The sequence below is a fragment of the Halobaculum saliterrae genome (genome assembly GCF_009831625.1).
In the GTDB taxonomy this organism is placed as follows: domain Archaea; phylum Halobacteriota; class Halobacteria; order Halobacteriales; family Haloferacaceae; genus Halobaculum; species Halobaculum saliterrae.
Genome location: NZ_WUUS01000009.1, coordinates 178,172 through 194,369 on the forward strand (window position 1 = coordinate 178,172; position 16,198 = coordinate 194,369).

17 protein-coding genes and 1 tRNA gene are annotated in these 16,198 nt (G+C 71.1%); 11 read left to right on the forward strand and 7 right to left on the reverse strand.

Annotated features, from left to right (window positions below):
* Nucleotides 1-171 precede the first annotated feature (171 nt).
* Nucleotides 172-873 carry a zinc-ribbon domain-containing protein gene (locus tag GRX01_RS14775; protein WP_159669130.1) on the reverse strand — a complete coding sequence of 234 codons (702 nt, stop codon included), beginning with the start codon at nt 871-873 and terminating at the stop codon, nt 172-174.
* A gap of 192 nt (nt 874-1,065) precedes the next feature.
* Between GRX01_RS14775 and GRX01_RS14780 the strand changes: the two genes are divergently transcribed.
* The 6 genes from GRX01_RS14780 (at nt 1,066) to GRX01_RS14805 (ending at nt 7,160) form a co-directional block, all read left to right on the forward strand.
* Nucleotides 1,066-2,052, forward strand: coding sequence for an aldo/keto reductase (locus GRX01_RS14780; RefSeq protein ID WP_159669133.1), 987 nt, complete (start codon nt 1,066-1,068; stop codon nt 2,050-2,052).
* A 70-nt stretch (nt 2,053-2,122) separates the two neighbouring features.
* The gene (locus tag GRX01_RS14785; protein ID WP_159669136.1) at nt 2,123-3,211 is read left to right on the forward strand and encodes a metal ABC transporter substrate-binding protein; all 1,089 of its coding nucleotides are present in this window, start codon (nt 2,123-2,125) and stop codon (nt 3,209-3,211) included.
* A complete protein-coding gene (locus tag GRX01_RS14790; RefSeq protein WP_159669139.1) occupies nt 3,208-4,023 on the forward strand; it encodes a metal ABC transporter ATP-binding protein in 816 nt (271 codons plus the stop codon). Before GRX01_RS14785 ends, GRX01_RS14790 begins: the two co-directional genes overlap by 4 nt.
* Entirely contained in the window at nt 4,020-5,084 is a 1,065-nt protein-coding gene (locus GRX01_RS14795; RefSeq protein ID WP_159669142.1) for a metal ABC transporter permease, read from the forward strand. Before GRX01_RS14790 ends, GRX01_RS14795 begins: the two co-directional genes overlap by 4 nt.
* Before the next feature lie 119 nt (nt 5,085-5,203).
* Nucleotides 5,204-6,388 (forward strand): M24 family metallopeptidase, encoded by a 1,185-nt coding sequence (locus GRX01_RS14800; RefSeq protein WP_159669145.1) that lies wholly within the window; start codon nt 5,204-5,206, stop codon nt 6,386-6,388.
* 163 nt (nt 6,389-6,551) lie between these two features.
* Nucleotides 6,552-7,160, forward strand: a complete 609-nt coding sequence (locus GRX01_RS14805) for an HAD family hydrolase (RefSeq protein WP_321168136.1) — start codon at nt 6,552-6,554, stop codon at nt 7,158-7,160.
* A gap of 51 nt (nt 7,161-7,211) precedes the next feature.
* On the opposite strand, the gene GRX01_RS14810 is transcribed toward GRX01_RS14805, so the two are convergent.
* From GRX01_RS14810 to GRX01_RS14820, 3 genes are all read right to left on the reverse strand, one after another.
* Nucleotides 7,212-9,167 (reverse strand): DUF2070 family protein, encoded by a 1,956-nt coding sequence (locus tag GRX01_RS14810; RefSeq protein ID WP_159669151.1) that lies wholly within the window; start codon nt 9,165-9,167, stop codon nt 7,212-7,214.
* Between the two features lie 246 nt (nt 9,168-9,413).
* Complete coding sequence (locus GRX01_RS14815) at nt 9,414-9,968, reverse strand: GMP synthase subunit A (RefSeq protein ID WP_159669154.1); 555 nt, start codon at nt 9,966-9,968, stop codon at nt 9,414-9,416.
* Between the two features lie 139 nt (nt 9,969-10,107).
* Nucleotides 10,108-10,674 carry a DUF7097 family protein gene (locus GRX01_RS14820; RefSeq protein ID WP_159669157.1) on the reverse strand — a complete coding sequence of 189 codons (567 nt, stop codon included), beginning with the start codon at nt 10,672-10,674 and terminating at the stop codon, nt 10,108-10,110.
* 338 nt (nt 10,675-11,012) lie between these two features.
* Here GRX01_RS14820 and GRX01_RS19220 point away from each other — a divergent pair, with 338 nt between their 5' ends.
* The 4 genes from GRX01_RS19220 to GRX01_RS14840 all read left to right on the forward strand — a co-directional run bounded on the left by GRX01_RS19220 (nt 11,013) and on the right by GRX01_RS14840 (nt 12,854).
* Complete coding sequence (locus GRX01_RS19220) at nt 11,013-11,393, forward strand: DUF192 domain-containing protein (RefSeq protein WP_394351392.1); 381 nt, start codon at nt 11,013-11,015, stop codon at nt 11,391-11,393.
* A 113-nt stretch (nt 11,394-11,506) separates the two neighbouring features.
* Nucleotides 11,507-11,845, forward strand: coding sequence for a hypothetical protein (locus GRX01_RS14830; protein WP_159669160.1), 339 nt, complete (start codon nt 11,507-11,509; stop codon nt 11,843-11,845).
* Between the two features lie 133 nt (nt 11,846-11,978).
* The gene (locus GRX01_RS14835; protein WP_233741050.1) at nt 11,979-12,308 is read left to right on the forward strand and encodes a hypothetical protein; all 330 of its coding nucleotides are present in this window, start codon (nt 11,979-11,981) and stop codon (nt 12,306-12,308) included.
* A gap of 72 nt (nt 12,309-12,380) precedes the next feature.
* Entirely contained in the window at nt 12,381-12,854 is a 474-nt protein-coding gene (locus GRX01_RS14840; protein WP_159669163.1) for a redoxin domain-containing protein, read from the forward strand.
* 167 nt (nt 12,855-13,021) lie between these two features.
* Here GRX01_RS14840 and GRX01_RS14845 read toward each other — a convergent pair.
* Nucleotides 13,022-13,106: transfer RNA gene (locus GRX01_RS14845), tRNA-Ser, on the reverse strand.
* A gap of 109 nt (nt 13,107-13,215) precedes the next feature.
* On the opposite strand from GRX01_RS14845, the gene GRX01_RS14850 reads away from it, so the two are divergent.
* The gene (locus GRX01_RS14850) at nt 13,216-14,190 is read left to right on the forward strand and encodes an AAA family ATPase (RefSeq protein ID WP_159669166.1); all 975 of its coding nucleotides are present in this window, start codon (nt 13,216-13,218) and stop codon (nt 14,188-14,190) included.
* 40 nt (nt 14,191-14,230) lie between these two features.
* Here the strand turns inward: GRX01_RS14850 and GRX01_RS14855 are convergent, their stop codons facing one another.
* A complete protein-coding gene (locus GRX01_RS14855; protein ID WP_321168137.1) occupies nt 14,231-14,725 on the reverse strand; it encodes a DUF7519 family protein in 495 nt (164 codons plus the stop codon).
* Entirely contained in the window at nt 14,722-16,083 is a 1,362-nt protein-coding gene (locus GRX01_RS14860; protein ID WP_394351393.1) for a DUF58 domain-containing protein, read from the reverse strand. Before GRX01_RS14860 ends, GRX01_RS14855 begins: the two co-directional genes overlap by 4 nt.
* Between the last annotated feature and the right edge of the window lie 115 nt (nt 16,084-16,198).

The following is a 16,198-nucleotide window of genomic DNA, read 5'->3' on the forward strand; positions in this document are numbered from 1 at the left end:
GGCCCCCAGCCGGCGTCGGAGTTTCCCCGCCCCGACGCCCCTGTAAGACAGGTCGTCTTACGCACCAGTACCAATATACCGTTTGTATATAAAGATGTCGGCGGTTGTATGACCGATGCCGTCAACTTGTCTTACATCGGACGGCGGGGGCGGTCGAACCGCCGGGTCGTCTTACGGCGCGTCGAGCACGTCCGCGGCGGGGGTCCGACGCCCGCATCCCGGGCAGAACCCCCAGTCGGAGCGGACCTCGTCGCCGCACTCACAGAAGAGGCGGCGCGTCGCCTTCTCGCCGCAGTTGGGACAGAAGACGTGGTCGTCGGACAGGTCCTCGCCGCACTGCGGGCAGCCCCTCGCTCCCCCGTCGGACGCCTCGGCCCCCGCGTCCGCCGGGCGCGACTCCCCGCTCGCGGTCGGCTCGTCGGTCGCGGTCGTTTCCTGTCGCGCGTCCTCCGCCGTGGCCGCGGGCCCCGACGCGTCGGCGGACGGATCGACCGCGGCGCCGGCCCCGTCGACGTTCACCGTGAGGTTCACCGACGGGACGCGGTCGCCGGCCCCGCCGGGGACGCCGAACGGCCGCGCTCGGCCGGCGGCCGCGGCGTCTCCGCGGCGCGTCCCGAACTCCTCGTCGAGCCGGGCCGTCACCAGCTCGTCGACGCGGGCCGCGAGCGCGTCGTCGAGCGATCCGGCGGTGCCGGCGTCGGCCCCGGATGGCTCGCGCGTGTCCGCAGCCGGGGTGTCGGCGCCGTCGCTCCGCCCCTCCGTGGCGTCGAGGTACTCGCGGAGCGCCTCCCGCATGACCTCGCTCTTGGACCCCTCGAGCTCCTCGAGGCGGTCGACGAGGTCCGCGTCCGCGCGGAAGGTTATCTTGCTCATACCCGCCCAATTCCGACAGGATGCATATCAATCTATCCCACGGATCCGTCCGGATCCTCCCACGGACGCGCCCCATCTCCAACGCGTAAGACGGTCGCACGGCCACCGCGTGTGGCGTCCACGCGCCGTCGTCGCGGCGTCGCGGGTGCCGCGATCCCAGCCGTCTTACACGTCGCCGTCGACCGCCCGGGTATGCGACACCGCGAACTCGGCGACGTGGGAGCAGTGACCGAGATCGGACTCGGGACGTGGAACATCGGCGGCGACTGGGGCGACGTGTCCGACGAGGCTGGCCGGGAGGCCGTCCGGGCCGCCCTCGACGCCGGCGTCGACTTCCTCGACACGGCCGACGTGTACGGCGACGGCCGCAGCGAGCGCCACATCGGACACGTGCTGGACGAACGCGACGCCCACGACGAGGTGACCGTCGCGACGAAGGCCGGGCGCCGGCTCGACCCGCACACGGCGGAGGGCTACACGGCGGAGAACCTGGAGCGGTTCGTCGACCGCTCCCGGGAGAACCTCGGCGAGGACACCCTCGACCTCCTTCAGCTTCACTGCCCGCCGACGGACGTGTACTACGACCCCGGCGTGTTCGACGCGCTCGCGGACCTGCGCGCACGCGGAAAGGTGGAGCACTACGGCGTCAGCGTCGAGCGCGTCGAGGAGGGACTGAAGGCGATCGAGTACCCCGGCGTCGAAACGGTGCAGGTGATCTTCAACCCGTTCCGGCAGCGCCCGGCGGAGCTGTTCTTCGAGGAGGCGGCCCGCCGCGACGTGGGCGTCATCGTCCGCGTGCCGCTCGCCTCGGGACTGCTCACCGGAACGATCGACCGCGACACGGAGTTCCCCGAGAACGACCACCGCAACTTCAACCGCGACGGCGAGGCGTTCGACGTGGGCGAGACGTTCGCCGGCGTTCCCCTCGACGCCGGCGTCGACGCCGTCGAGGCGCTGGAGCCGCACGTCCCCGAGGGGATGACGCTCCCGCAGTTCACCCTCCGTTGGATCCTCGACTTCGACGCCGTCTCGACGGTCATCCCCGGCTCCACCTCCCCGGCGCACATCGAGAGCAACGTCGCCGCCGCCGGTCTCGACCCGCTCCACCACCGACTCCACGGCGTCGTTCGCGACGTGTACGAGGAGCACGTGGCGGAACACGTCCACGATCGGTGGTGAGTTAGACTAGTCTAATCTTTTCGTTCGTTCGGAACAACTATACAGTTCGGTCGCGCTCGTACGAGTGAGTATGACCGACACACGCGACCCGGCGGGTTCGCCGGGAACGACCAGACGGCGGGTCCTCGCTGGGGGGGCTGGCCTCGCCGCGGCGGGGCTGGGGGGCTGTCTGGGCGACGTGGCGGGGAGCGGCGGCGACACGGGCGGAACCGCCGGTGGCGACGGGAGCGCCGACGGCCCGACGGTCGTCGCCTCCTTCTTCAGCTTCTACGACTTCGCGCGGGAGGTGGCGGCGGACACGCCGATCACGGTTCGGAACCTCGTTCCCACCGGGCTGCACGGCCACGGGTGGGAGCCGGACGCGAGCGTCACCCGCGACATCGTCGACGCCGACGCGTTCATCCACGTCGGGAAGGACTTCCAGCCCTGGGCCGATCGCGCCATTCAGACGCTGCGGGACGACGGCGTCGACACGCAGCTCATCAACGTCCGCGAGGGGATCGAGCTCGTCCCGCTGGCCGAGAGCCTGGACCGAGACGAGGAGGGCGTCGGCGAGGGACGCGGGAGGGACCCCCACTTCTGGCTCGACCCACAGCGCGCGAAGGCCGCCGTCGACAACATCGTCGAGGGACTCGTCGAGCTGGCGCCCGATCAGGAGGACACCTTCCGAAACAACGCAGCGACGTACAGGACGGAGGTGCTGGACCGCATCGACGCCGACTACGAGGCGATCTTCGATGCCACCGACCGCGACGTGGTCCAGTTGGCCGCGCACAACGCGTTCCAGTACATCGCCGACCGCTACGGCGTGCAGATGCGCCCGCTCGTGGTCAACCTCGCCGCGAGCGGCGACGTGAAGCCGTCCGACATCACCGATGCGAAGCGCGTCATCGACGAGAACGACATCCGCTACATCGGCGCGGGCGTCTTCGAGACGCGCCGTCCCGCGAAACAGCTCCTCGCGGAGACCGACGTCGAGGCGTACTACCCGGTGACCCCGTACGCGGGCGTGCGTGAGAACTGGGTCGAGAACGAGTGGGGATACGAGGAGATCGCGTACAACATCAACATGCCCACCTTCGAGGTCGTTCTCGGGAACACGCCGCCCGAGGAGGCCGGCTACGACGGCTGGAACGAGGAGTGGAGGAACTTCGAATGACGACCGGCGAGAACGCGGGGCGTGTCGTCGCCGAGCGCAACGGACAGGGGACGTCCCCGGGCGCCGCCGGCGAGGGCGACGCGGTGATCGAGCTGTCCGACGTGACGTTCGGCTACACCGCCGCGCCGGTGATCGAGGACGTGGACCTGGCGGTCGAAGCGGGCGAGTACGTCGCCGTCGTCGGTCCGAACGGGTCGGGCAAGTCGACGCTCATGAAGCTCATGCTCGGCCTCCTCCGCCCGGACGAGGGCGAGGCCCGCCTGTTCGGGGAGCCGTCCCACGCCTTCGACGACGGCGAGCGCGTCGGCTACGTCTCCCAGCACGCCAGCGCCGCCAAGGAGATGCCGATCACCGTCCGCGAGGTGGTGAAGATGGGCCGGTTCCCGCACGTCGGGTTCGGGCGGCTCTCGTCCGACGACTGGGCCGTCGTCGACGAGGCGCTGGCGACGGTCGGCATGAGCGCGTTCGCGGACCGCCGGATCACGAGGCTCTCGGGCGGGCAGCGCCAGCGGGCGTTCATCGCCCGGTCGCTGGCGGGGGAGGCCGACCTGCTCGTGCTCGACGAGCCGACCGTCGGCGTCGACGCCGAGTCGGTGGAGGCGTTCTACGACCTGCTGGAGTCGCTCAACGACGACGGCATCACCGTCCTGCTCATCGAGCACGACCTCGGCGCCGTCGTCGATCATGCAGACCGCGTCGTCTGTCTGAACCGCGAGGTGTACTTCGACGGACCGACCGACGAGTTCGTCGGGAGCGACGCCCTCGCGCGGGCGTTCGGCGCCGCTGCCGGCGTCCTCGGGGGCGACCGATGACGTTCCCGACCGGGGCCGTCCGAGCGCTCGCGGCGGCCGTCGCGGACCCGCCGACCGCGTCGCCGGCGGCGATCCTCCTGCAGTCCGGCGGGAGCCCGCTCGATCCCGTCCTCGCGCCGATCTACTTCCTCCTCGAACTCTGGTCGCTGTTGATGGCCGCGCTCGGGGACGCGACCGGACTGGAGCTGCTCCGGTACGGCTTCATGCACCGCGCGATCCTCGTCGGGCTGTGCATCGGCGTGATGGCGCCGCTCATCGGGACGTTCCTCGTCCACCGACAGCTGGCGCTCATCGGCGACGCGCTCGCGCACACCGCGTTCGCGGGCGTCGCCGTCGGGCTGTTCCTCAACGGCGTGTTCAGCCTCGGCGTCTCGCCGTACCTCACCGCCGTCGTGGTCGCCGTTCTGGCCGCGCTGCTGATCGAGGTGATCTCGGAGGTGACCGACGCCTACAACGACGTGTCGATGGCGATCGTCCTCTCGACCGGGTTCGCGCTCGGGACGGTGCTGATAAGCCTCAACGCCGGCGGCCTCGCGGTCGGGATCAACCAGTACCTCTTCGGCAACCTCGCGACGGTGTCGGCGGAGAACGCCGCGATCCTCCTCGTGCTGTTCGGGATAATCGTCGCCACCGTCGCGCTCACGCGGAACCAACTGCTGTACGTCACCTTCGACGAGACGGCCGCCGAGGTGTCGGGGATCCCCGTGAAGTGGTACAACCGCGTGATGGTGATGCTCACGGCGCTCGTGGTCGTCGGCGCGATGCAGATCATGGGCGTCATCCTCGTCGCCGCGATGCTCGTCGTCCCCGTTGCGGGCGCGACACAGGTGTCCCGGAGCTTCACGGGATCGCTGCTCACGTCGGTCGTCCTCGCCGAACTCGCCGTCCTGCTCGGCATCGGGTTCTCCTACTACGGCGAGGCGACCGCCGGCGGCGTCATCGTCCTCGTCGCCGTCGCGATCTACGTCGTCGCCGTCGCGGTCGGCAAGGTCCGTGAGGCTCGCGGCGACGACGCGGCGCCCGAACTCGGCGGCATCGACGCCGACGACGGAGCCGCGTGATCGCGCAATACGGACATTCGATATAGCAGTAGTTAGTTTACGTCTTGTGCCCGGCCGACACAGCAGCACCCGGCGCCGCTTCCCCGAGGCTTATTTCGCGAGCGGCGAACCCCGCAGCCATGGCAACGAAGCTCCCCGAATCGGAGTTCGACGCGCGGCTCGCGGAGGTGCGCGGGCGGCTCGCGGACACCGACGCGGACGCGGCGACGTTCCTCGGCGCGACGAGCATCGAGTACCTCTCGGGCTTTCACCACATCCAGACCGAGCGGCCGGTCGTCCTCGCGGTGACGGAGGACCGCATGGAGATCACGGTCCCGCGCCTGGAGGTCGAGCGCGTGGAGCCGAACCCCCGGATCGACGCCGTGCATCGCTACTTCGACTACCCGCAGGGGAAGCCGATCGAGACGGCGGCGGCGATGCTGGAGGGGATGGGCGTCGACTCGGTCGTGTCCGACGCCGACGGCGCTCCCGGGGTGATGGGCTACGAGGGCCCCTCGCTCTCGGAGTTCGTCGAGGTGGACTCGCAGTCGTGGGTCGATCGCATGCGCTGGGAGAAGACCGACGCGGAGGTCGACCTCGTGCGCGAGTCGGCGAAGTGGGCGAACCTCGCGCACCGCCACCTCGCGGACTACACCGAGGTCGGCGCCCACCCGGTGACGGTGAGCCAACGAGCCACGACGGAGGCCTCGCGCGCGATGCTCGACACGCTCGGGGATCGCTACGCGGTGCGAACCCGGGGGAGCGGCCCGGTCCACGCGGGCTACATTTCGGGCGAGGAGACCGCCCTTCCGCACGGCCACACCCCGAACGAACGGCTCTCGGAGGGCGACGTGTTGATCACGGGCGCGTCCGCCAACGTCGACGGCTATCACTCGGAACTGGAGCGAACGATGTTCGTCGGCGAACCGACCGACGAGCAGGTCCACTACTTCGAGTTGATGCTGGAGGCACAGGACATCGCGATCGACGCGCTCGGCCCCGGCCAGTCGATCGCCGGCGTCGACGAGGCGGTTCACGACTACTTCCTGGAGCAGGGCATCGAGGACACCGCCCAGCACCACGTCGGGCACAACATCGGCCTCGGCGGCCACGAGCCTCCGTACATCGATCGGGGATGGGACGAGTACGAGCACGTCGGCGAGGACGACGCCGCGATGGCCCCCGGCCAGATCTACACCATCGAGCCCGGGATCTACACCGACGAGTACGGCTACCGTCACTCGGACACCATCGCGATCACCGAGAACGGCGTCGAGTGGCTCACCTACTTCCCGCGGGATCTGGAGTCGAACGTCATCCGGTAGCGGTCCGCCACGAGAACCTCTGAAACGCCGTTCTACCGATCCGTCGCGGCAGTCTCGAACCGCGGAGCGGGGAGACGCGCGATCAGATATATCACTGTCCGCGATATCGAATCACGGGTCCCACCTCGATACATTCATGTCGCCGCCGCGGGCACCGCCGTTCGTGAGCGCCGTCTCCTTCGCCCTCTTCGACACTCTCGTCGACGCGGACCTCCCCGACGACCCGGCGGGGGCCGTCGGCGACGAACTCCGGGACCGCGGCGTCGACGTGCCCGAGGACTGGACGGACGCCTATCGCGAGACGCACGTCGATGCGCCCGCGGGCGCGGAGGTCCCCCTCCCGGCACACGTGAGCCGGGCGCTCGCGTCCCGGGGCGTCGACGCCCCGGGCAACGCCGCCCGGCGGGCCGTCGTCGCCGCGTTCGACCCGACGGTTACCACCCGAAGCGGGGCGGCCGACGCGGTCGCTCGTGCACGTGAGGACGGCCCGGTCGGCCTGCTCGCGAACTGTGCGGTGCCCGAGCTGGTCGGTCGCGTTCTTGTCCGCTCGGATCTCTCGCGCGACGACTTCGACGCGATCGTGAGCAGCGTCGCCTGCGGGTGGCGCAAGCCGGACCGGCGAGCGTTCGAGCGCGTCGCAGACGCGCTGGGGATCGACCCCGAGGACCTCACGCACGTCGGCGCCGATCCGTCCGTCGACGGCGGGATCGCGGCGGTCGACGGTCGGTTCGTCCGCGTCGGCGCTGACGGATCGGGACTCCGGATCGACTGACCGTCGAGCAGTACGGGCCGTACGGGACGGGTGGGACCGGACGGGCGGCGGTCACGCCCCAGTGACGAAGAACAGCAGCATCGAGATGGCCAGCGACGCGAGGATGACCGCCGCCGCCAGCGCGCCGCCCATCGAGACCGCGGCGTTGGCGTGGCTCGCGAGCGACTCGGTCCGGTCGTTGCCGAACACCGTCACCTCGGCGTGCTCGGTCGCCATCCCCGCCTCGACGGGTTCGGTGTCCGCGGCCGCCCGACTCGCCACCTCGACGACCACGTCGGTGAGGGCGTCCCGATCGATGGCCGCGCCGACCTGATTGTCGGCCTCGACGGTGTTGACGATATGGGTGTCCGTCGTCATCACCTCCGCCTCGTCGGCGTCGACCGCCTCGACGACGGCGTCGACCAGGTGACCCCGCAGGCCGGGTTCCATGTTGTTGCCGTCGACGAGCACGTAGGCGGTCGTCTGTGGCCCGGCGTCCGGGTCCTCGCCGTCGGCGCCGTCACCGTCCACGTCGACCTCGGTCACCATCGCGCGGATCCCGAGCGGTCCGATCCCCTCCTGGGGAGTCCACTCGGTTCGCTCCCAAGCGACGCCGGCCGAGAGGTCCCCACGCGGCGCGACCGCGAGTCGCTCGGCGGCACGGCGCGCCGCCTGGATCATGTCGAACGACCGCGTCGATCCCGGCGTCACGTGCCCGAGATCGGGGCCCTCGAGGCCGTTGTTGGAGTTGTGGGCGTCCACGAGCAGCACGTCGTCGAGCCCCTCGGTGCGCGCCTCCGCGGCCGTCGACAGCCCGACGGCGTAGTCCACGTCGTCCGCGAAGCCGGGAGCGAACGTCGAGACGAGCAGGGCGTCGTCGTCGAACGCCTGTCCCAACAGCGACACCTCGCCGGCCGTCGTGCGGACGCTCTCCGTCGCCTCCGAGGAGTACGTCAGCCGCTCGTGGGCGCGGTCGACCGCCTCGATGACGGTGTCGACCTCGCGCTCGGTGACGAGGTTGAAGTCGTGTCCGGCGGTCGCGTGCGGCGGGAACGCGAGCCCGTCGGTCGCGGCCGCGACCCGGACCGGCAGGTTGCCGCCACCGATCTCTCCCATCGGGCCGGGGTGGATCATCGGCAGCACCCAGCGAGCCTTCTCCTCACCGTCGGCCGTACGGAACGCGAGAACGGTGACGGGAACGACTGCCTCCTCGCCCAGTTGCTCGAAGAAGTCCTCCAGCTCCCGGCTTCCCTCGGCGACGTGGCCGATGAACCCTTGCAGGAAGTCGAGCACCGAGACGCCGAGCGTGTTACGCCACGGTCGGTCCACGACGTAGAGGAACGTCCACACCGCCGCCGCATACAGCGCACACGTGAGCCCGAGCACGAGGAAGTGGTCCGGGCTGATCGCCGACAGCTCGGGCGGCGCCTCCTCCGGACGTGCGAGATACGGCATGAGGAACGTGTCGAGCAGTGGGCCGCCCACCTCGAGCAGGCGAAGGGTGCCGCTGTAGACGAACAGCAGCAGCGCCGCGACGGCGGTCTGAATGCTCGCGGGCACCGCAGCCACGGGGAGCGACGACCGAGAGACGGCCATGATCACGAGCAGGCGGACGGCGAACACCGACGCCAGCGCGACGACGAGCACGTCGAAGACGAACCGCTGGGACAGCGGGGTCAGGTACGCCACGAGCCCGCCCACCGCGAGGAAGGCGACGATGACGACCTCACACACCAGCGCGAGCAGCGACGAGCGGTTCGGCGTGAGCTTCCCGCCGACGAGCCGGTCGACCCAGGCGGTGGCGAGCCCGGCGACGACCGTCGGGATCCCGATGAAGAACACGCCCTCCCAGGCGTCGCGCCCGACGAACAGCACGCCGCGCCACACGACCGACGTCTCCGGGCGCTCGAACGCGCCGACGCCGGCGACGGCCGCGAGGAGGAGGGCGAACGCGACCGACGTGTACCACGACGGCGCGCGGAAGATGAACCGCGAGAGGCCGGCGAGGTTGCTCTGGGTCGCAGTCATACGCGTTGCCGATGGGGAACGTGGTCGCCCGGTAAAAAGGGGGCGAACTCACCGCGCCGCCCGCCCGCGGTACCACCCGCGGCGACCGCCGGTGTGGGACGATGAACCCGGGCGCCGGGCCCACGGATCCGGCGAGCGGTCCACGATCGCCGTCCAATGCGGCCCCGCGCCCCGGTCCTTCGGACTCGCTAGATTTCGTAGGAACCGCAAGACGGAGTCCGAGATCGGAGAACCTGTGCGGTCGAACTACTCGCAGATCGAAACGAAGTTCTCGAAGACCTCCTGTCCGCGCTCCGTGTGGCTCACCTCGGGGTGCCACTGGACGCCGTAGAGGTCGCGGTCGGTGTCGCTCATCGCCTCGACGCCGCACACGTCGCTGTCGGCGGTGACGGCGAACCCCTCCGGCGCCTCGACGACCTCGTCGGCGTGGCTGGCCCAGGTGCGCGTCTCCGGCGCGAGCGACCCGACGAGCGGGTCCTCGCCGTCGCGGATCCGCACGTCCACGTCGGCGTATCCGCCGTAGTCGCCCGACTCGACGCGGCCGCCGAGCTCCTCGGCGATGAACTGCAGCCCCAGACAGATGCCGAACACGGGCACGTCCAGATCGAGGTAGTCGGCACAGCGGCCGACGCGGTCCATGCTCGGTCCGCCCGAGAGGACGAGCCCGTCGGCGTCGATGTCGGCGGGATCGGTGTCGTTGTCGAGGATCTCCGTGTCGACCCCCACGTCGCGAAGCGCCCGGCCCTCGAGGTGGGTGAACTGTCCGTGGTTGTCGATGACCACGATGCGCGGCTCGCTCATACACCGGGTTGCGCGGACGTGGTGAAAAGCGGCCCGCTTCTCGCCGAGGGATGCACGGACGTGCGTATCCGTCGCCCGGCGGCGCCGAAGCATCTCAGCCGTCGTCCTGGAGCGTCTCACCGGTCGTCGTCGGAACGCCTCAGCCGTCGTCGCCGTAGCGGTCGCTGGCGGGCGAGAACCCCAGTTCGCCGAGTTCGTCGCTGCGACGGCTCTCGCGTTCGGCGACCGCCTCCGGGTCGGGGCTCGCGTCGTCATCGACGCGGGCGAACGACCGGTGGACCTTCGTGTGGCACCACCGGCACAGCCCCACCGTGATCTCGTGGGATGTGCTCCGATCCGCATCGCCGTCTTGCGATCCGCGGCTTCCCCCGGCATCACTCGCCCCCTCGCCATACGAGAGGTGGTGTTCCTCCACGAGGGGCCGGCGCTCGTCGTGGGCGATGCGGACCTCCTCCAGCCCACACCGCGCGCACTCCTTGGCGTCGGTCGTCGACCGGTAGTGCGGGCAGTCACGCCAGTCCGCGTCCTCGTCGGCGGCGACGCAGGCGTAGTCCGCGCGACGACGGTCCGCTGCGAACTCCGGGTCGTCGCCGGCGCGGTCGAGCACGAACCGGCAGCGCCCGTCGCCGGTGAGGTGGTCACAGCGGCCGGCGAACTCGTACGGGTCGTCGACGCCGACCGGCGTCCCGTCTGGCGTCCGCTCCATGGATCACCTCGCGTCGGAGCAGACAAAAAACGCTCACTCCCGCCGGGCGGCGGTCGCCGTCGGTTTCCACTGTTCATCTCGGGGTCTCCCGAGTTTTCTCCGTTTCTGGTTGCCGTCTGCCGGTTCGGTCGAAACTATTCGTCTGAAAGTAGATCCACTACGGGAACGAAGATGGGTATAGAGACATTCGGTGCACCGAGTCACGAACGTGGCCCGGATCCGTGGGGCGTTCACTGGGTCGACATCGGGGGTGGAAGCGAGAGCGGATCGGGATCGCGAGCGAGTTCGAGATCGGTGAAACGGATACGTTCATACCGACGGGCCGTCCACCACCCCCCGTGCGAGTGATTCACCGGTCCGGGGCCATCGACCCCGAGGACGAGTCGCCGTCGACGCCGCGCGAACGCGTCCTCGCCGACGACGTCGACGTGGCCGACTCGTTCCTGTCGCAGGCGCGGGGGCTGATGTTCCGTCGGTCGATCCCCGACGACTACGCGCTCGTGTTCCGGTTCGACGGGCCCGACTCGCGGAGCCTCCACATGGCGTTCGTCCCGTTCGCCATCGACGCGATCTGGCTCGTCGACGGCGAGGTGTCGAAGGTGAAACGGCTCCGACCGTGGATCGGGCTCGGCTGGGGCACCGCCGACACGGTCATCGAGCTGCCGGCCGGCGCCGCCGACGACGTGGAACCCGGAGACACCGTCGAGGTCGTCGAGTAGCGGTCGCGCCGACTTCGGAACCGTGACTGCCACCCCGGCTCCGGGACCGTGACGACGCGTGCATCGCGCCCCGGTCGGGTAGCGTTATGTCGGGTCACGTCATAGTCGCGGTCATGCGCCGAGCCACGCTGGCCGGAGCGCTGCTCGTCGGGAAGGGGCTCGACGCCGTCTCGACGGTGGTCGTGCTCCGGCTCTCCGACTCCGTGCGCGAGTCGGTGCCGCTGTCGCGGGCGCTGATGGCGTGGCTCGGGCCCGCCGGAGGGATGGCGGTGCTCACCGTGCTCACGATGCTCGTGGTCGGACTGTTGGCGGAATCGGGCGTCCTCATCGACCGCCTCGCGGACGGCGAGACGCCGGACTGGTACGTGCCGCGCCTGCGCGCGGCGGTGTACCTCGGCTGCGCGACGTGGTTCGGGCTGATCGGGCTGTGGAACTTCTCGCACCTGTTGTGACCGCGGCCGTCGGCGACGCCGGCGTCCGCGTACTCGGCTACACCCCCGCCCGCTCCCTGCTCACGTCCGCGTCCATGCGACCGGGGCGTCGGATCTCCGGGAGTATTTATCGGATGCGGCCCAAGCGCCCCGCGTGAGCTACGTCGTGGAGGTGAAGCCGTCCGCACGCAAGGCGAACGCGGCGGTCGGCCACGCCGTGCTGTACGGGGGCGCCCGCCGGGAGTTCGGCGACCGGGACGCCGCCGAGGCGTGGGCGGAGGGGCTCTCGACGGGCGCCGACCGCCCGGTGTGGATCCACGCCGCCCACCCCACCGACCGCAGCGACGTGGACGGGTACCTCGTCTCCCGGCAGCGTCAGCTGCTCGACCTCGACGGCGCGTACGACAAGCGACGGCGACGCCTCCGCGGCGACGACGGCGGCGACCCGGGGACGCTCGACGCGTACGCCGACGGCGGGGAGTGACGGTCCTGACGGAGCCGTGCCGTACACAACTGGAGAGGATTTAGTAGCCACGCGACGGTAGGATCCGTCGACATGGTATCCGAAGGTGACACCGCACCGACGTTCACTGCGACGTACAGGGGCAGCGACCACGAGACATTCGACCTCGCGGACCACCTCGGCGACGGGCCGGTCGTGCTCGCGTTCTTCCCCGGCGCGTTCACGCCGCCGTGTTCCAACGAGATGGTCGCCCTGCAGGAGCACCACGACGACTTCGCGGCCGCCGGCGCGACGCTGTTCGGCGTCAGCGCCGACTCGTCGTTCTCCCTGGGCGCGTTCGCCGACGAGTACGGCCTCGAGTTCGACCTCGTCAGCGACATGGCCGGCGACGCCATCGAGGCGTACGGCCTCTCGATGGACATCCCGGAGCTCGGACTCCACGGCATCGCCAACCGCGCGGTGTTCGTCCTCGACGACGACGGCGCCGTGACGTACGCGTGGGAGGCCGACGACCCCACGAACGAGCCCGACTACGAGGAGCTGCTGGCGGCCGTCGAGGACGCCTGAGCGCCGACGCCGGATCGGTCGCGGATCGACGTGTTTTCGTTTGTACTGTGCCGCCGCACCCAGCGGTAGCTCGTCCGGTTTCGCGTTGGAGAAGCACCGAGAGTGTCGTTTCGCGCTCACGGGTGCGAGCGCCACAACGGGCGCTCGCAGAGAAGTTCGCGCGAAAACGCCGAGGGGGAGATTTGAACTCCCGAGTCCGAATGGACAGCAGATTTCGAATCTGCCGCCTTGGCCAGGCTAGGCTACCTCGGCTCACCTTCACGTCCGGCGGTCAGCGTGTAAACGGTTTCGGTTCGATCGACCGTGTGTCACTGCTCCCCGAACCCCGAGGCTTCTTCCCGGTCGAACGCCCCAACCGGGTATGGACGTTCCCGACGCGAGCGCGGCCTGTACGGACGTGCTCGACACCCTCCGCGCCGCCATCGTCGCCGAGGACGCCTTCTTCGAGGACATCCTCCTCGGCCTGCTCTCCCGCGGACACGTGCTCATCGAGGACGTGCCCGGCACGGGCAAGACGCTCACCGCGCGGTCGATGGCGACCGCGCTGGGGCTGTCGTTCTCGCGCGTGCAGTTCACCCCGGACCTGCTCCCCTCGGACGTGACCGGCACCACCGTCTACGACGAGGGGACCGGCGAGTTCGAGTTCAGCGAAGGACCGATCTTCGCGAACGTCGTCCTCGCCGACGAGATCAACCGCGCGCCGCCGAAGACACAGGCGGCGCTGTTGGAGGCGATGGAGGAGGAGCAGGTGACCGTCGACGGCACCACCTACGAACTTCCGGACCCCTTCTTCCTCATCGCGACGCAGAACCCCGTCGAGCAGGCCGGCAACTTCCCGCTCCCGGAGGCGCAGCTCGACCGCTTCACGGTGAAGACCTCGATGGGCTACCCCGATCTCGACGGGGAGATCGAGCTCCTGCGCCGGCGGGCCGGACGCGGCGAACAGGACCCCAGCGTCGAGTCGGTGCTCGACCAGGAGCGGGTGCTCGGCGCCCGCGAGGCGCCCGAGTCGGTCCGCGTCCACGACGACCTGCTGGAGTACATCGCGGCGATCACGCGCGCCACCCGTGAGGACCGCCGCGTCGAGGTCGGCGTGTCGCCGCGGGGAACCCAACGCCTCTTCGAGGCGGCCCGCGCGGCGGCGACGCTCGACGGGCGGGAGTTCGTCACGCCGGACGACGTGAAGCGCGTCGCGGTCCCGGTGCTCGCACACCGGCTGGTGCTCACACCGGACGCGAGCGTCGACGACGTGGCGAAGGTCGACGTGCTCCGGGCCGTGCTCGACCGCGTCGAGGTGCCGACCGTCCGCGACGCCGAGACCGAGGCGGCCAAGTAGACCGGGGCCCGGAGGACTCTCCGACCCCGCAGCGCCGCGCTCACCGCACCGCGCTCACCAACGCGATCGCCCCGATCAGCAGGAACACCAGCGCGACGACCGGCTGCCCCCCCGCGGCGGCAACGTAGACGCCGAACGACACCGCCGCGGCGACCGCGCCGACGGCGAGGGAGCCGGCGGCGTGGGTCGCGACGTTTCTGGTCGCGTCGGTCTCGCGGCCGAGCTGCTCGCCGAGGCCGACCGCGTGCTCGCCCAGATCCCACGACAGTGCCGCCGCGAGCCCGCCGACGAGAAGCGGTCCGGGGCCCGCAGTTGAGAGCCCGCCGGCCAGCAGGACGCCCGCGGCCAGCGCCGTCGCGCCCGCGCCGAGCGCGCGGCGGGATCCGACCAGCGTGCCGATCGTGACGAGCAGGACGCCCACGCCCGCGACGCCGCCGCCGGGCGGGGAGACGAGTCCGAGCGCAGCCGCGCCCACCGCGGCGGACAGCGCCGCGACCGCGACCCCGAGCCGGGGCGGCTTGCGCGTGACCGTCACCGCGACCACCGCGCGTCCGCGCGCTCCAGTTCGGTCGCCAGCGACTCCTCGCCCCAGTCGATCACGCGGATCCCGGCCGATCGGAGCCGCGAGACGCGGTTCGCCCGCTCGATCCCCGCGAGTCGGTGGCCCGGCGTGTCGTCGGCCGTCGGGTCCGGGGAGATCACCGTCACCGCGTGGCCGTACGCGTCGAGCCGCCGGGCGACCGTCGCGGCGTAGTCGTCGGGCAGCGGCGTGCAGAACAGTACCTGCGCGTCCGCCGGAAGCCAGCGACGGAAGCGACGCACCCACGTAGTCGGGAGGAACCGCTCGTCGCTCGGCGTCGGCGCCAGCGACGGGTGGGTCGCCAGCAACTCGCGGGCGCGGGCGGCGTGGCCGTCGCCGACGCCGGGGTCGAGCCGGCAGTCCCCGGGGGCGAATGCCGCGACGCCAACCCGGTCGCCGCTGTCGAGCAGGGCGGGGACTGCCTGCGCGGCGGCCTCGACGCTCCGCTCGACGGCGTTGGGCGACTCGGGGTCCGGCGCGAGGTACGCCTCCTCGCGGGCGTCGATGCAGACGACGACCGTCGCCGCGCGCTCCTCGCGGAACTCGAGCGTCGACAGCTCGCCGGTCCGGGCGTACCGCGCCCAGTTCACGCGCTTGGCGGGGTCGCCGTGGCGGTACTCCCGCGTCGAGTGGAACTCGATCCCGGCGCCGCCGACGTCCGTGGGCACCCGCCCCGAGTAGACGGTCGTGAGGCCCCGCAGGGGGAGCGACGCCGTCGCCTCCAGTTCCGGCGCACACCGCAGCGTCGTCGCGCCCTCGGCGTCGATCCGGGCGTCGCGTTCCCGGGACCCGCTCGGATTACGCGCGAGCACGTGGACGGGGTCCCACTCGTGGGCGCCGCGGATCGCCGTCACGCGGTAGCTGAACGTCGCCGTCCGTCCCGGTCGGAGCGCGGTCCCGAGCCGCGCCGGGTCGTCCGTCGCCAGCGCGGGGGGGACGCCGTCGACCGCCCGGAGGTCCGGCAGCACGCCGTCGCCCTCGTTGCGGATCCGCAGCGTGACCGTCACCTCGTCGCCGGGATCGGGGGTCGGATCCGAGAGGTCGCGTTCGATCGTCACGTCGAGGTCGGGCGCGGCGTCGCCGCGGGCGTACGCCGCGAACGCGACCCCCAGCGCGCCCACCAGCACGAGCGGCGGGTGTCGAAGGAGGACGCCGAGGCCGACCGGGACGAGCGCCAGCGCCGCCATCCCGGTCCACCGGCCCGTGGGCACGACGCCCCTCGGCCGGATCTGTTCGAGCGGGTCGACGTTGCGGCCGTTGGCGCCGGTCGACCCGTCGGCCGGCTCCCGACCGCCGGCGGCGCCGTCCGTCACCGGCGCACCTCCGCGAGCGCGTCGCGGGCGGCGTCGACCCGGCGTCGACCCGCCCGGCGGACGCCGTCGAGGACGTGCCGGGGGACGCTTCGGGCGCGTCCGTCCCCCGTCGCGC

What these genes read in the sequence shown, in the direction of transcription:
- GRX01_RS14785 (WP_159669136.1), top strand. Translation starts at nt 2,123, where the DNA reads ATGACCGACACACGCGACCCGGCGGGTTCGCCGGGAACGACCAGACGG.
- GRX01_RS14840 (WP_159669163.1), top strand. Translation starts at nt 12,381, where the DNA reads ATGGTATCCGAAGGTGACACCGCACCGACGTTCACTGCGACGTACAGG.
- GRX01_RS14775 (WP_159669130.1), bottom strand. Translation starts at nt 873, where the DNA reads ATGAGCAAGATAACCTTCCGCGCGGACGCGGACCTCGTCGACCGCCTC.
- GRX01_RS14800 (WP_159669145.1), top strand. Translation starts at nt 5,204, where the DNA reads ATGGCAACGAAGCTCCCCGAATCGGAGTTCGACGCGCGGCTCGCGGAG.
- GRX01_RS14850 (WP_159669166.1), top strand. Translation starts at nt 13,216, where the DNA reads ATGGACGTTCCCGACGCGAGCGCGGCCTGTACGGACGTGCTCGACACC.
- GRX01_RS14815 (WP_159669154.1), bottom strand. Translation starts at nt 9,968, where the DNA reads ATGAGCGAGCCGCGCATCGTGGTCATCGACAACCACGGACAGTTCACC.
- GRX01_RS14795 (WP_159669142.1), top strand. Translation starts at nt 4,020, where the DNA reads ATGACGTTCCCGACCGGGGCCGTCCGAGCGCTCGCGGCGGCCGTCGCG.
- GRX01_RS14780 (WP_159669133.1), top strand. Translation starts at nt 1,066, where the DNA reads ATGCGACACCGCGAACTCGGCGACGTGGGAGCAGTGACCGAGATCGGA.
- GRX01_RS14830 (WP_159669160.1), top strand. Translation starts at nt 11,507, where the DNA reads ATGCGCCGAGCCACGCTGGCCGGAGCGCTGCTCGTCGGGAAGGGGCTC.
- GRX01_RS14790 (WP_159669139.1), top strand. Translation starts at nt 3,208, where the DNA reads ATGACGACCGGCGAGAACGCGGGGCGTGTCGTCGCCGAGCGCAACGGA.
- GRX01_RS14820 (WP_159669157.1), bottom strand. Translation starts at nt 10,674, where the DNA reads ATGGAGCGGACGCCAGACGGGACGCCGGTCGGCGTCGACGACCCGTAC.
- GRX01_RS14810 (WP_159669151.1), bottom strand. Translation starts at nt 9,167, where the DNA reads ATGACTGCGACCCAGAGCAACCTCGCCGGCCTCTCGCGGTTCATCTTC.